This window comes from Paraburkholderia adhaesiva (genome assembly GCF_021390575.1).
GTDB lineage: Bacteria > Pseudomonadota > Gammaproteobacteria > Burkholderiales > Burkholderiaceae > Paraburkholderia > Paraburkholderia adhaesiva.
The window spans coordinates 832,303-845,239 of the sequence record NZ_JAJEJQ010000002.1 but is presented as its reverse complement, the minus strand read 5'-3'; the positions used below and the strand labels follow the sequence as shown (position 1 = coordinate 845,239).

Here is a 12,937-nt window from a genome sequence, read left to right as displayed (position 1 = left end):
TCGCCCTCCGCAGAACCACCTTGACCGCCGCATACGCGGCGTTCGAAGAACGCACTAACCACCGTGTCCGCGCTGCCCATCGGCATCATCGTGGCCCCGGCCCACGTCCGCCTGCCGTCCCTGTCTCATGCTGCCCGCGCCCGGCGCACCGCCGCGACCGCCGCCACGTTCCTGGCCGTCTACGTGCGCCGCATGGCCACCGTCGCGCGGCGGCGGATCAGCACGGCGGCGATCGTAACCATCACGATACCCACCGCCGGAGAATTCAACAGTGCCATACGGAGGCGCATAGCCATAGGCCGGTACTGCGCCATAGACCGGTGCACCATAGTATCCCTGCTCATACGCGCCATAGCCGGGAGCCACCACGCAGCCTGTCAAAGCCAGAACTGCACCTACTACCAACGATCGTTTCAACATGTCGATTCCGTGCTTTACCTGCGCCGTGTCGACAGTGATCTGTAAACCCGGGGCCCCGCATCGTAACAGCAGGCTTCGACGCAAACGATCAATGCAAAAAGCTGCTTAACAAAATCCAGTGTCGAACTGGATGAAAACGCAGCGCGAGCAGACAACGTTCCACTCGAAAGTCGTCGGCCAGCAATCCGCTCAAAACGTTAGCCAAACGGACGAGGTTTCTGAAAGTCAGCGGTTTGATATGATCGGAAACACTGATCCCGTCTTGCGTTTCCGATGCTCTCATCATGGACACCCTGCTAAACCAACCGGCCGGATCGTCGACTGCCGATCTTGGGCGCCGCGTTCGCGCTGCGCGTGTCGCGCACGATCTGACTCTCGATACCGCGAGCCGCCTGTGCGGTGTGTCGCGCTCCACGCTTTCGAAGATCGAGAATGGCATCATGTCGCCGACATTCGACGTTCTCCAGAAGATCGTCGTCGGCCTGAATATCGACCTGGGCGAATTGTTCGGTTCGGTGCCGAAGCAAAATGCAGGGGGCCGGCGTGCGCTCACACGCCGTGGCGCCGGTCAGCGGCACGCTTATCGCGGATATGAAATGGAATTGCTGGCCACCGACCTGGCTCACAAGGCAATGCTGCCGTTTCGCATCCGCATCACCGCCCATTCGCTCGATGCATTCGACGACTGGGGACGACATGAAGGCGAAGAATTTCTCTACGTGATCAGCGGCAGCGTGTGCCTTTACTCTGAGCTTTACGCACCTACCGAACTCGAAGCTGGCGACAGCCTCTACTTCGATAGCCGCACCGGCCACGCGGCCATTTCCACGAGCAAGGAGGACGCCGAAGTGCTGTGGATGTCCACGAGCGCAACCGCACGCGACGTGTTGCAGCAAGCGCGTCCGCCAACGAAGCCCGCTCGCGCGAAATCGAAACCGTCCGCGAAGTAGGCACCCAGCACAACGTCGACCGGCTAGCGCTTGCGGCCGCGCGGCCGCTTCGGTGCCGCCGGGCCGTTGTGCCGCGAGTCCGACGCGGCGGCTTCGGCTGCCCTCCGTGCCTCACGCTCGAGTGCGGCGCGTTTTACCGCATCGATTAACGCACGGCCTGCCGCAGATGGCTGCGTATCGTTTCGCAAAATCAGCCCTACTGGCTCCTCGCTGCCCGCGGGCGGCAATGGCAGGCGCACCAGTGCGCCTTGCCGCAAATCGTATTCGACTGCCCCGGCCGGCACGAACCACACCGCGTCGTTTTCAAGTGTTAGCGACCGACCGACCGAAACCGACAGCATCTCGACGAAAACCGACAACGGCTGGGCGCCCCACGCGACCAACAGGCTATCGGCGGCCTGGCGAATCAACGTGCCGAACGGCGGCAAGACGAGCGGAAATTGAGCCAGTTGCGCCGGCAGCCCGCCGCCCTGCGCAAGCGGATGCCCTGTCCGCACCACGACCGCAAGCGGCTCGTTGTAGAGCAGTTCGAAACTCAGGCCCACCATGCGCTCGGGGTCCGCGAGTCGGCCGATCGCAACGCTGATCGCCCCAGATTTCAGCCGCTCGAGCAACTCCGCATTGGCGGCCGTCAAAAGCCGTACGCTCACGCGTGGCCATTGCCCCGCGAAGCGGCGCAATGCGGCCGACAACACCTCGGTCGCGACGGTCGGCAACACGCCCACGTCGAGCGTTGACGCCACGGCCCCTTCGCCGCGCGCGAGCAGTTCGACACCCTGGCGCAGCGCACTAACGCAAGCACTCGCGTGCGGCATGAACAGCTGCCCCTCACGCGTCGGCACGGCGCCGTGCCGGCCGCGCTCGAAAAGCCTCACGCCAAGCACGGACTCGAGCTCGGCAATCGTCTTCGATACAGCAGGTTGGGTGATCGACAGACTCTCAGCGGCCTGCTGAACGCTGCCGAACTGGGCGACCGCCAGAAAGCACTGCAGATGACGAAACTTGACGCGAGCGTCCGCGAGCCGATGTTGCATAACGATCCGTTATACGAAGCGGGAAAAAACGTCATTTTGCATAACTTTCCGGCCCAGATAAAGTCGCGTCATCGGCTTGATGCGGCGGATCGCCGCGCCAGGCCATCCTCAAAAACCAGCCAGGAGACAACCCGTGGACGAATCCGTCCTGTCGCCGCGCGACTTCGATTCACACCCCGCCTACGTTCACCCGGCGTACCGCTCGTCGGTCGCTCGCGGACCCACACGGCCGCTCATTCCACTAAAGGAAAAATTGCGCAATCAGCGCGCGCCCGTGTACGGCGCAGAGGATCTCGGCCCGCTCGACCACGATCTCACCCGCAACGCGGCGCGCAACGGCGAACCGCTCGGCGAACGCATCATCGTCACGGGACGCGTGCTCGATGTCGGCGGCAAGCCGGTTCGCAACACACTGGTTGAGATCTGGCAGGCGAACGCCGCTGGCCGTTACGTTCACAAGACGGACCAGCACGACGCCCCGCTCGACCCGAACTTCCTCGGCGCGGGACGCTGCCTGACCGACGACGAAGGCCGCTATCGCTTCCTCACGATCAAACCGGGCGCGTATCCCTGGGGCAATCACTCCAACGCGTGGAGGCCGAATCACATTCACTTCTCGCTGTTTGGCGAGTACTTCGGCTCGCGCCTCGTTACGCAGATGTATTTCCCGGGCGACCCGCTGCTTGCCCTCGACCCGATCTTCCAGGGCACGCCCGAGCATGCGCGTGATCGACTGATCTCGCGTTTCTCGATCGACACCACCGAAGACAGCTACGCGCTCGGCTACGAATTCGACATCGTGCTGCGCGGTCCGAATCAGACCCCCACGGAGCGTTGAATGATGGCACTCAAGGAAACGCCCTCGCAAACCGTCGGCCCATATTTCGCCTATGGACTATGCCCGCAGCAATACGGTTTCGATCTGAAGAGCCTGTTTACACCCGATGTCGTAGCACCGGAAACGCCTGGCGAGCACATCACGTTGATCGGAAACGTGTACGACGGCGCAGGCAACGCCGTTTCGGATGCGATGCTGGAATTCACGCAGGTCGATGCGAACGGCCAGTATCCCGCCTCAAGCGAGCAAATTGCGGCGAGCGGGTTTCGCGGTATGGCACGGGTCGGCACCGGCACGGATCCGCAGCAGCGCTTCGTCGTCCGGACGGTCAAACCCGGACGCGCTCAAGCTGACGAAGCACCACATCTAAACGTGACCGTCACGATGCGCGGACTGCTCACGCACGCCTTCACGCGAATCTATTTTGATGATGAGGCAGCAGCCAACGCATCGGATCCCGTGCTCGCGTCGGTACCCGAATCGCGTCGTGCGACGTTGATCGCCAGACGCAGCGAGCAGGCAGGACGCGTGATCTATCGCTTCGACATACACATGCAGGGCGAACTCGAAACTGTGTTTTTCGACGTCTGAGACTTGCAAGGCGTTCCACTTGCGTTTCCCATCCGGTCGTGGAACCCGTAGTCGTGCGCAACGAGGCCTGCTAAAAGCAGGCTTCTTTTTTGGCGGGCGCAGATTGCTGCCAGGCCACGCGTCAGGCCAGCGGACGCACGCCGATCAGGATTCCATGCAACCAGAATGCAAATATGGCCCAAGCCACGAGCCCGATCACGACGACCATTGCGTCACGGGAAACAGTCGCCTCCGGATAAACTACGCCGGCCTCGCGATCGCGGCGGCGTTCGCTTCGGGCATCGAGCAGCGACCACACGAGAAATACGCCGAACAATACGACGGCATTGAGCGTCCCATTCGCGAGCAAGTGTGCGAACGCCCATAGCGCCACGCCACAAAGAAACGGGTGGCCTAAGACACGCTTGAAATGATTGCCGCGAACATACGGCGCGGTGAGAAAAATGAAAGCGATCGCGGTGAGAAGCGCGGTGACATGGGCCATCCAGAAAGGTGGCGTCCACACCGCCACGGGGTCGCGGCGCGCGAGTCCATAACCGTACACAGTGAGCACGATGCCCGCGAGGGAAAGCGTCGCATAGGCGGCGCGCCAGCCCTGCATGCCGAAGCGCTCGATCTGCGCCGCGCGCCATGGCGCGGCAACCATGCGAATGGAATGCACGCCGATGAAGAGAATCAACCCCAATACGAGAATCGCCATTGCAGACTCCTTGTGTCAGGAAGGACTGGAATGGCTGGCATTGTCGCGCAACTGAATAGCGCGGCCAATCGAAATGGTCAAAGGCCGCTCATATGCAATGTTTAATCGGTATAAACGCGAACAGCAGATTTGTGCGGCGCACAGTTAATCGACACACATATATCGTGCGTTAAGAAACTTTTAAATCATCGCTGAAAAGAATACGGAATGCGCAAAGGCGCAGTTCGCCGCTCAGGCACATAACCCGCATACGATTAACTCGCGGCCGCGGCCTGCCCGGCGTGCTGACTAGCAGCGAAAATGCTCGATATCCTGTCCTGCGTGAATAGCACGCAGGAGCCATGGCGGCATTTCGCCTTCGCCATTCCACGTATTCCCATAGGCATCGCGATATTTCGGTAGCCGTTCGCTTTCGGCGATCGCCGTTTCAAGATCTTCTAGCGTAATACCGTACTCTTCCATGCGGCGTTTAATCCACACGATGAGCCGTTCGCGCGCCTCTCCATCGAGGTCGAACATCGGATAGTCCCTCTCACTTCGCCAAGGATGCGAAGTCGGTTCAAATCGAAACGTCTGCACTGAAAAGTAAAGGCTTCGCGCCACATGGCGAAGCCTTGCTGCACTGATGAGGTGGCCGGGAAATCGAATCCGTGACCAGATCGGAGGGGAACTGCGTATCCACTGCTCCGCTCGCCAGAACTGGCCACCACAGATGAGCGGCCTCTTGCTGCAAGCGGAGCCCATCATACCGTGCGCTTGCCGCACAGATCAAGCGGTTTCATGGCGGCGAGCCCCATGGCGCGGGGCTGCGCCGCCATTTGACGCGAAGTTGCCACTTACCGCGCCGAGTACCCTGCCGTGCGCCGGTTCGGCGACGGGGTCTCCTCGCCCCGGCTGGCCGCTTCGCTCACCACACGCGAGAGCACCGGAGCAAGCGCGACGCCCGTATGGCTCGCCGCCACTTTCACGAGCCCTTCCGGATCGGCCGCAGCCACGATGGTTCCGCCGCCGACACCGCCCTCCGGGCCGAGGTCGATGATCCAGTCGGCCTCGGCAATCACATCGAGGTCGTGTTCGATCACAACCACGCTATGGCCAGCATCCGCGAGCCTGTGCAGCACACTGATCAGCCGCGCGACGTCCGCCATGTGAAGGCCAACGGTCGGTTCGTCGAGAACGTATAGCGTATGAGGCGCCTTCTGGCCGCGCCGCGTGATGTCATCGCGCACCTTGCTCAGTTCCGTCACGAGCTTGATACGCTGCGCCTCGCCGCCCGAAAGCGTCGGCGACGGCTGGCCCAGCGTCAGGTAGCCAAGCCCCACGTCCTTCATCAACTGAAGCGGATGTGCAATGTTCGTCATCGACGCGAAGAATTCCACCGCTTCGTCGATCTCCATCGTCAGCACTTCGCCGATATTGCGGCCGCGCCACGTGACGGCCAGCGTCTCCGGATTGAAGCGCTGTCCGTGGCAAACATCGCATGGCACCTTCACGTCCGGCAGAAAACTCATGCCGATCGTGCGCACGCCCTGCCCCTCGCACGCCGGACAACGCCCGTCACCCGTATTGAACGAGAAGCGCGATGCACTATAGCCGCGTGCGCGCGCTTCGAGCGTGTCGGCAAAGAGCCGACGAATCGCGTCCCAGACGCCGATATAGGTCGCCGGACACGAGCGCGGCGTTTTTCCGATCGGCGTCTGGTCGACTTCGAGCACGCGATCGATGCTCTCCCATCCTGTGATCGAATCGCACCCGAGCCATGCGTGTGCGACTTCGAGCTTCGGCTTGACCGCGCTGCGCGCGAGCACGCTGGCGCGCCTGGCAGCTGCAGAGGGTGCGTCCTTTTGCGTGGCCTTGCGCGCACGCCGCTCCGCCGGCGACGAGAGTACAGAACGCCCCACGGCGTCGAGCAGATTCGAGAGCAGCACGTCGCGCGCGAGTGTCGACTTGCCCGAGCCGCTCACACCTGTAATCGCCACGAGCCGCCCGAGAGGAATCTGCGCCTTGACGTCACGCAGGTTGTGCAGTTTTGCGCCGTGTACCGTGAGCCATTGTGCGGGCACCGCCTCGGCGCCAGCGCGTGCCAGTTTCACTTCGCGACGCGCCTGCAACGGATGCGCGATCGGCTGCGCGAGATAGCGGCCAGTCAGCGAATCGGGCTGCGCCGCGAGATCGGCGACACTGCCCTGCGCGACCACGCGACCGCCTCGCTTGCCCGCACCGGGTCCGATATCGATGATGTGGTCAGCGCGACGAATCGTGTCCTCGTCGTGCTCCACCACGACGAGCGTGTTGCCCTTTTCGCCGAGACTGCGCAACGCGTTGAGAAGGATCTGGTTGTCGCGAGGATGCAGACCAATCGTCGGTTCGTCGAGCACGTAGCACACGCCCTGCAGGTTGCTGCCGAGCTGCGCAGCAAGCCGGATGCGCTGCGCTTCTCCACCGGATAGACTCGGTGCAGCACGGTCGAGACTCAGATAGCCGAGACCCACTTCCTCGAGGAACTGCAGGCGGCTGCGAATTTCGCTCACCACATCGCGCGCGATCTGTGCGTCGCGTCCGCTGAGCTTCAGCGAATCGATCCAGTGGCGCGTGTCAGCCACGGTCCACTGCGCGACGTCAACGATCGGATGTGCATCGAACGTCACTGCACGCGCCGCCGGATTCAGACGCGTGCCGCAGCAGTCCGGGCACGGCACATCGCCAACTCCTTCGGGCTCCTGCTCATCCGAGGGCAGCGTTTGCTCGCGACCACGTCCGTCCTCAGCGACGATCGTATCGTCATAAGCCGCGCGCTGCTCGTGCGTCAGTGCGAGACCCGTCCCGACGCATGTCGTGCACCAGCCATGCTTGCTGTTGTACGAGAACATGCGCGGATCGAGCTCGGGATAGCTCGTGCCGCAGACCGGACACGCGCGCCGCGTCGAAAGTACCTTGACTGTTCCGACGCGCGCCGTCGAACCACCATTGCCAATCGCGCGTTCAAGCCCGTCGAGCGGTGCAAGCAGATGGACGATGCCCTTGCCGGCGTCCAGCGTCGCATCGAGCAACTGACGCAATTGCGCCTCGTTTTCCGGCTCGATCATGAGATCGCCAACGGGCAGTTCGATGGTGTGCTCACGAAAGCGATCCAGCTTCGGCCAAGGCGCGACCGGTACGAACTCGCCATCCACACGCAGATGCGTGTTGCCGCGCGCCTTCGCCCATTTCGCGAGATCGGTATAGACGCCCTTGCGATTCACGACGAGCGGCGCGAGCAGACCGACATGCTGCCCGCGATGTTCGCGCATCAATTGAGCGACGATGGCATCGACGCTCTGCGACGTGACCGGCGTGCCGTCGTGAATGCAGTGCTGCACGCCGAGCTTCACATAGAGCAGCCGCAGGAAGTGCCACACTTCGGACGTCGTTGCGACCGTGCTCTTGCGTCCACCGCGCGAGAGGCGCTGCTCGATTGCGACGGTCGGTGGAATGCCATACACGGCGTCCACTTCGGGCCGCCCCGCGGGCTGAACGATCGAACGCGCGTAGGCGTTCAGCGATTCGAGGTAGCGGCGCTGCCCCTCGTGAAAGAGAATATCGAACGCGAGCGTGGACTTACCCGAGCCGGATACGCCCGTGATCACGTTGAAGCGTCCGTGCGGAATATCGACGTCGAGCGCCTTGAGGTTGTGCTCGCGCGCGTTGACGATACGCACCACGTCCTCGCCCTGCACTTCCCGCCGTGCCTGCGCCGCGCGCAGGGCCGTCTGCAAGGCAACACCTTCCTCTTCCGCGATGAGCGGAGCCCCAGCCGTGCCGAGCGCAATCTCGTAGCGCTCCAGCGCGGCACCCGTGTGCGAGCGGGGACAGGCGATCACATCCTCAGGCGTGCCCACGCAAACGACTTCGCCGCCCGCGTCGCCGCCTTCCGGCCCGAGATCGATCAGCCAGTCGGCGGCGCGGATCACATCGAGATTGTGCTCGATGACGAGCAGTGAATGACCGCCAGCGAGCAACTTTCCAAACGCGCGCATCAGCTTCGCGATGTCGTCGAAGTGCAGACCCGTGGTCGGCTCATCGAACATGAAGAGGCGCCCGCCTGCAGCCGCATCCTTACCGCGCGACTGTGCGGTTTCGGCGAGATAGCCCGCCAGTTTGAGACGCTGTGCTTCGCCGCCCGAGAGTGTCGGCACTGGCTGCCCGAGTTTCACGTACTCCAGCCCGACATCGACGATCGGTTGCAGAACGCGCAATACTTCGGCTTCCTCACTGAAACAGTGCGTCGCTTCACTGACGGTGAGATCCAGCACGTCCGCAATCGAAAGCGCCCGGCCCGCGCGTTCGATCTTCACCTCCAGTACTTCCGCGCGATAGCGGCTGCCGTCGCAGTCGGGGCAACGCAGATACACGTCGCTCAGGAACTGCATTTCGATGTGTTCGAAGCCCGAGCCGCCGCACGTCGGGCAACGGCCCTCGCCCGAGTTGAAACTGAACATGCCCGCGGTATAGCCGCGCTCTTTGGCGATCGGCGCCTTGGCAAACAGCTTGCGGATCTCGTCGAATGCGCCGACGTAGCTCGCCGGATTCGAGCGGGCCGTCTTTCCGATCGGCGACTGGTCGACGAACACGGCGTCGCTGATCTGCTCCGCACCGCGCAGATCGCGATAGAGACCCGGTGACTCGGTCGCCTTGCCGAGATGCCGCGCCAGCGCGGGATAGAGGACGTCCTGCACGAGCGTCGATTTACCCGAGCCCGATACGCCCGTCACGACAACGAGACGCTTCAGCGGAATCTGCACCGTCACGTCGCGCAGGTTGTGCTCGCTGGCCCCTTCGAGCAGCAGGCTCGGCGTAGCGGCATCGACGGCGCGGCGCGCCCAGTGCGAAGCGTCGGCGACAGCGCGATGGCCGCCCAGATACGCGCCGGTCAGCGTGCCGGACGAACGGATGTCGTCGGGTGTGCCGTCGTAGACGATCGTGCCGCCACGCTCGCCCGGCCCTGGACCCATGTCGATCAGGCGGTCGGCGGCCAGCATCACCGAGGGATCGTGCTCGACGACGACGAGCGTGTTACCGGCGTCGCGCAGCCTCTGCATCGCCTCGACGATACGGTTCAGGTCGCGTGGATGCAGGCCGATGCTCGGTTCGTCGAGCACGAACAGCGTCTTCGTGAGTGAGGTGCCGAGCGCAGTGGTCAGGTTGATACGCTGCACTTCGCCCCCGGAAAGTGTGCGGCTCTGCCGGTCCAGCGTCAGATAGCCGAGCCCCACGTCGCAAAGATACGCAAGACGCGTGCGAACTTCGGCGAGCAGCAGTTTCAGCGCATCGTCAAGCAGTGCAGATGAAAGTGAGAGGTTATCGAAGAAGCGACGTATCCGCTCGATCGGCAGCAGCATCACGTCGTGCAGCGTCAGGCCAGGCGCTGCTTCGAGTTGCGCGCGCGTCCACTCGACGCCATGCGGCATGAAGCGCGCAGTGCTCGCGAGAACTTCATCCGCGTTTTCTTTGGTGCCGAGGCGCCACAACAGCGCCTCCGTTTTCAGACGCGCGCCGCCGCAGGTTTCGCACGGCGTGTAGCTGCGGTACTTCGAGAGCAGCACGCGAATGTGCATCTTGTACGCCTTCGACTCCAGATACTGGAAGAAGCGTTTGACGCCATACCATTGCGTCTGCCAGTTGCCGCGCCAGTCCGGCGTGCCGTTGATTACCCAGTCGCGCTGCGTCTGGGTCAGTTCCGACCACGGCGTATCGCGCGGAATATCGGCCTTGGCGGCATAGCGCATCAGGTCGTCCTGGCATTCCTTCCACGCGGGCGTCTGCAGCGGCTTGATCGCGCCGCCACGCAGCGTCTTGCGCGCATCGGGAATCACGAGGCCCCAGTCCACACCGATCACGCGACCAAAGCCGCGGCATGCGTCGCACGCGCCATAGGCTGAATTGAACGAGAACAGCGCGGGCTGCGGATCGGCATAGCGTAGATCGCTGTCCGGACAATGCAGGCCAGTCGAAAAACGCCAGATCGCTGGTTCCGCGTTTGCATCCGCATCCGCGGCCGGCAACACGTAGACGTTCACGCGCCCCCCGCCGCGCTTGAGCGATGCTTCGATTGCCTCGACGACGCGGCTCTTCTCCGTGTTTCGCATGCGAAACCGGTCGGCGACCACATCGAGCACCTTGCGCGAACCCTCAGCCGTCTTCACTTCGCGCTGCGCCTGCACGCGCGTGTAACCGCTCGCGGAAAGCCACTGCGTGACCTCTTCGTCGGTGGTCGTATCGGGAAGTTCGACGGGAAACGTCACCACCAGACGCGGATCGTCCTCCGCGGTGCGCGCGCTCAGTTCCGCGTAGATCGTTTCGGGCGTGTCGTGACGCACTGGCTGGGCCGTGACGCGGTCGAACAGATTCGCAGCGCGCGCGTACAGCAGCTTCAGGTGGTCGTTCAGCTCGGTCATTGTTCCAACCGTCGAACGCGAACTGCGCACCGGGTTGGTCTGATCGATGGCGATGGCCGGCGGCACGCCATCGACGCGATCGACCTGCGGCCGGTCCATGCGATCGAGAAACTGGCGCGCGTAGGCGCTGAACGTCTCGACGTAGCGGCGCTGGCCCTCCGCGTAGAGGGTATCGAAAACGAGGCTGGACTTGCCTGACCCGGAGGGCCCTGTCACAACCGTCATTTCGCCGGTGTGCAAATCGAGGTCGAGGTTCTTCAGGTTGTGCTGGCGGGCACCACGGATGCGGATGGTTCGGTTTTCGCTCACTTGCGCTGGCTTTCCGGCTGATCACACGGCGGGGACCGGGCGGCGCGGCCCGGCTACTTGCAGCGTGGCGCAGCGGGACGTCGCCCGGACTGCTCCACACCGACGGGTTCAGATTCTACTGTATATCTATACAGCACGCCGGGCGTGTGCCACGAACCCTATGACCATCGCGAAACAGTAAGTGTGCAAGGCCGCCGAACAGGTTGTCTGTCCGACCAGGAGGCGCGGGTTTGTGTCGTAGACACAGGCGACGTGCCGCTATAAGGCACATCGACGTCACGCCCGAAAAACACACCAACAGCACTTTTTTTCCCACTACCGATCGCTCCCCGCGCGCAGTTTCCCATCCGCTGGTTCGCAACGCGCCGCTGACCGCTCGCGAGCGCGATTGCCAATATGACGAGATCTTTGACAAACGTTTTCTGGCGTTGCGCGACGTGAGCACGGTCGGCGCACTCGAAACCGCTTTCCGACAGAATCAAACGTTCCGGCAGACGCGCGCCTGACCCGATGCGCCTTGCACCCGCGCGCGTGCCGCCACTCAGGAGCCAGACCATGAGCCAGACGATGCAAGCCGCAGTGGTACGCGCCTTCCGGCAACCTCTTGTCCTCGAGGAGGTCGCAGTCCCGACACCAGGACCCGGCGAGTTGCTCGTGAAAGTCGAGGCGTGTGGCGTCTGCCACACCGATTTGCATGCGGCCAGCGGTGACTGGCCCGTCAAGCCGCAACCGCCATTCATCCCGGGACACGAGGGCGTTGGCTACGTCGTGGGCGTCGGCAGCGGCGTCACGCGCGTCAAGGAAGGTGACCGTGTCGGCATCCCGTGGCTCTATACAGCATGCGGTCATTGCGAGCATTGTCTCGGTGGCTGGGAAACGCTGTGCGAACAGCAGCAGAACACGGGCTATTCGGTAAACGGCAGCTTCGCCCAGTATGTAAAGGCCGACGCGAACTATGTGGGGCTATTGCCGAAGAACGTTGACTTCATTGAGGTGGCGCCGGTGCTCTGCGCGGGCGTCACGGTTTACAAGGGGCTGAAGATGACCGACACGCGACCCGGCAACTGGGTCGTGATTTCGGGTGTGGGCGGCCTCGGGCACATGGCCGTTCAATATGCCCGCGCGATGGGACTTAACGTCGCCGCGGTGGACGTTGACGATGCGAAACTCGAACTCGCGAAGCGTCTGGGCGCCACGGTGACGGTGAACGCGAAAACGACGGATCCTGCAGCCTGGCTTAAAAAGGAAATCGGCGGCGCGCACGGCGTGCTCGTAACCGCAGTTTCGACGGTCGCGTTCTCGCAGGCGCTCGGCATGGTACGCCGTGGCGGGACTGTATCGCTGACGGGGCTGCCACCCGGCGATTTTCCGCTGCCGATCTTCGACATGGTCCTAGGCGGCGTGACGGTGCGCGGCTCGATTGTCGGCACGCGGCTGGATCTCGAGGAGTCGCTGATGTTCGCGCAGGAAGGCAAGGTGAAGGCGACCGTCAGCACCGACAAGCTCGGCAATATCAATGACATTTTCGCCCGCATGGAGCGCGGCGAAATCGAGGGCCGCGTGGTGCTCGACATGGCCGGCGGCTGAACCGCCTGCGATTATTTGCGAATGGAAAACCGCGCGGGGCCGCTTCGCGGTGCCCGCCCGGTTCAGTTTTTCGT

General features: G+C 63.1%; 9 protein-coding genes. 5 read left to right on the top strand and 4 right to left on the bottom strand.

The features are described from left to right. Nucleotides 1–63 precede the first annotated feature (63 nt). Both L0U80_RS19300 and L0U80_RS19295 read left to right on the top strand, forming a co-directional pair. Nucleotides 64–465, top strand: a complete 402-nt coding sequence (locus L0U80_RS19300) for a hypothetical protein (protein WP_233868525.1) — start codon at nt 64–66, stop codon at nt 463–465. A 239-nt stretch (nt 466–704) separates the two neighbouring features. Further along, nucleotides 705–1,370: a helix-turn-helix domain-containing protein gene (locus L0U80_RS19295; RefSeq protein WP_233868522.1), complete on the top strand. Its 666-nt coding sequence runs from the start codon at nt 705–707 to the stop codon at nt 1,368–1,370. 23 nt (nt 1,371–1,393) lie between these two features. Here L0U80_RS19295 and pcaQ read toward each other — a convergent pair whose 3' ends face one another. Next, nucleotides 1,394–2,404, bottom strand: coding sequence for a pca operon transcription factor PcaQ (gene pcaQ, locus L0U80_RS19290; protein WP_233868519.1), 1,011 nt, complete (start codon nt 2,402–2,404; stop codon nt 1,394–1,396). A gap of 133 nt (nt 2,405–2,537) precedes the next feature. Between pcaQ and pcaH the strand changes: the two genes are divergently transcribed. After that, a complete protein-coding gene (gene pcaH, locus L0U80_RS19285; RefSeq protein ID WP_233868516.1) occupies nt 2,538–3,242 on the top strand; it encodes a protocatechuate 3,4-dioxygenase subunit beta in 705 nt (234 codons plus the stop codon). Beyond that, a complete protein-coding gene (gene pcaG, locus L0U80_RS19280) occupies nt 3,243–3,833 on the top strand; it encodes a protocatechuate 3,4-dioxygenase subunit alpha (RefSeq protein WP_233868513.1) in 591 nt (196 codons plus the stop codon). A 121-nt stretch (nt 3,834–3,954) separates the two neighbouring features. Here pcaG and L0U80_RS19275 read toward each other — a convergent pair whose 3' ends face one another. From L0U80_RS19275 to uvrA, 3 genes are all read right to left on the bottom strand, one after another. Continuing rightward, nucleotides 3,955–4,533 (bottom strand): NnrU family protein, encoded by a 579-nt coding sequence (locus L0U80_RS19275; protein ID WP_233868510.1) that lies wholly within the window; start codon nt 4,531–4,533, stop codon nt 3,955–3,957. A 288-nt stretch (nt 4,534–4,821) separates the two neighbouring features. After that, complete coding sequence (locus tag L0U80_RS19270) at nt 4,822–5,052, bottom strand: H-NS histone family protein (protein ID WP_233868507.1); 231 nt, start codon at nt 5,050–5,052, stop codon at nt 4,822–4,824. A 317-nt stretch (nt 5,053–5,369) separates the two neighbouring features. Continuing rightward, nucleotides 5,370–11,276 carry an excinuclease ABC subunit UvrA gene (gene uvrA / locus L0U80_RS19265; RefSeq protein WP_233868504.1) on the bottom strand — a complete coding sequence of 1,969 codons (5,907 nt, stop codon included), beginning with the start codon at nt 11,274–11,276 and terminating at the stop codon, nt 5,370–5,372. 555 nt (nt 11,277–11,831) lie between these two features. Between uvrA and adhP the strand changes: the two genes are divergently transcribed. After that, nucleotides 11,832–12,863 (top strand): alcohol dehydrogenase AdhP, encoded by a 1,032-nt coding sequence (gene adhP / locus L0U80_RS19260; protein WP_233868500.1) that lies wholly within the window; start codon nt 11,832–11,834, stop codon nt 12,861–12,863. Nucleotides 12,864–12,937: the final 74 nt, after the last annotated feature.

Excerpts from the sequence above, each read along its gene's own strand:
- L0U80_RS19295 (WP_233868522.1), top strand. The coding sequence starts at position 705 with ATGGACACCCTGCTAAACCAACCGGCCGGATCGTCGACTGCCGATCTT.
- pcaQ (WP_233868519.1), bottom strand. The coding sequence starts at position 2,404 with ATGCAACATCGGCTCGCGGACGCTCGCGTCAAGTTTCGTCATCTGCAG.
- pcaG (WP_233868513.1), top strand. The coding sequence starts at position 3,243 with ATGATGGCACTCAAGGAAACGCCCTCGCAAACCGTCGGCCCATATTTC.
- L0U80_RS19275 (WP_233868510.1), bottom strand. The coding sequence starts at position 4,533 with ATGGCGATTCTCGTATTGGGGTTGATTCTCTTCATCGGCGTGCATTCC.
- L0U80_RS19270 (WP_233868507.1), bottom strand. The coding sequence starts at position 5,052 with ATGTTCGACCTCGATGGAGAGGCGCGCGAACGGCTCATCGTGTGGATT.
- adhP (WP_233868500.1), top strand. The coding sequence starts at position 11,832 with ATGAGCCAGACGATGCAAGCCGCAGTGGTACGCGCCTTCCGGCAACCT.